This window comes from Adlercreutzia murintestinalis, assembly GCF_943192905.1.
Taxonomy (GTDB): domain Bacteria; phylum Actinomycetota; class Coriobacteriia; order Coriobacteriales; family Eggerthellaceae; genus Adlercreutzia_A; species Adlercreutzia_A murintestinalis.
The window spans coordinates 1-1,441 of sequence record NZ_CALPCC010000049.1 but is presented as its reverse complement, the minus strand read 5'-3'; the positions used below and the strand labels follow the sequence as shown (position 1 = coordinate 1,441).

1 protein-coding gene is annotated in these 1,441 nt (G+C 54.1%); it reads left to right on the top strand.

Annotated elements, in window-relative coordinates:
- Nucleotides 1-51: 51 nt before the first annotated feature.
- Nucleotides 52-1,413 carry an IS3 family transposase gene (locus tag NFR19_RS08840; RefSeq protein ID WP_251213424.1) on the top strand — a complete coding sequence of 454 codons (1,362 nt, stop codon included), beginning with the start codon at nt 52-54 and terminating at the stop codon, nt 1,411-1,413.
- Nucleotides 1,414-1,441 lie beyond the last annotated feature (28 nt).

Below are 1,441 nucleotides of genomic sequence, written 5' to 3'. Positions count from 1 at the left end.
GGGGCTCCGGACGAATTCCTGGACACGTAATCTCGTGAAAAGGAAGATTGCATGTACAGTCTGGAGTTCAAGAAGAAAGCCTTGAGCGTCGTCGACAAGCATGGCGGATCTTGCATAAAGGCGGCACGTGAGCTTAAAGTAGTCTGCCCAAGGACGCTACGGCGTTGGAGAGATGAGAAGGCCAAGCCTCCAAGGAAGAGATATACCCATCTCAGTCGCACCCAAAAGAGAAGCATCGCCCGACATCTGCAGCAAGGGGATAGCGCGGCGCTCCTATCTGAGCACTACGGGGTCTCCATTACCACGGTCTACAATATCCGTGATGAATATCGCCAAAAAGGAGAGTTCTCATTCATGGAAAGGAAAGAGAAGATCGAGGTGCCTCGCATCGATCCGAAGGATCTGCCTGACGACATCGACGCGCTCAAGAAAAGGTGCGCTGAGCTCGAGCTCGATAACGCCATACTCGAGCAGACCATCGAGATATTAAAAAAAGAACCCGGCGTCGACCCATCGGATCTGAGCAATACAGAGAAGATGATGGTGATCGGCGCCTCGAAGGCTAGGTTCAGCGTCTCTGATCTATGCGACAGGCTCTGCATCGCCCGAAGCTCCTACTACTATTCCCGGAATGCGGCGAAGCGACCCGACCCCCATGCAGATATGCGCAATCGGATACGCGCCATCTTCGAGCAGAGCGGCATGACCTTCGGCTCCGAGAGGATATGGCATTCGCTCAGGGTTGGCGACGATGGGCTTGACCCCGTCATCGTCTCCGAGAAGGTCGTGAGAAGGCTCATGAGGGAAGAGGGTCTGGTCGTCATCTACAACAAGAAGAAACGCACCTATAGCTCCTATAAGGGAGAGATCAGCGAGCATCCCGGCAACAAGGTCTGCCGGAACTTCCATACAGACAAGCCCAACGTGCTGTGGCTCACGGACATCACGCAATTCACGTTGCCGGATTACAAGTGCTATCTCTCGGCGATCATCGATTGCTTCGACGGCAAGGTAACATCCTATCGCCTATCCAAGAATCCGGACGCGAAGCTCGCAAACTCCACGTTGATCCAGGCTGTTGGATCGATACGGGCTTCGGAGCATCCCATGCTGCATAGCGATTGCGGGTGTCATTATAGATGGCCGGGCTGGATCGGCCTTTGCGAGGCGCACGGCATCGTCAGATCCATGTCGAAGAGGGCATGCTCTCCGGACAACGCCGCCTGTGAGGCCTTCTTCGGCAGGCTCAAAAACGAATTCTTCTACTATCGCGATTGGGATAGCGTAAGCTTCGAGGAATTCAGCGACAGACTTGACCGATACATCAAGTACTACAATAACGACCGCAAGAAGAAATCCCTAGGATGGATGAGCCCGATGCAATACCGCAAGTCTTTAGGATATGCGGCCTAGGGTGTCCAGGAATTCGTCCGGAGCCCCC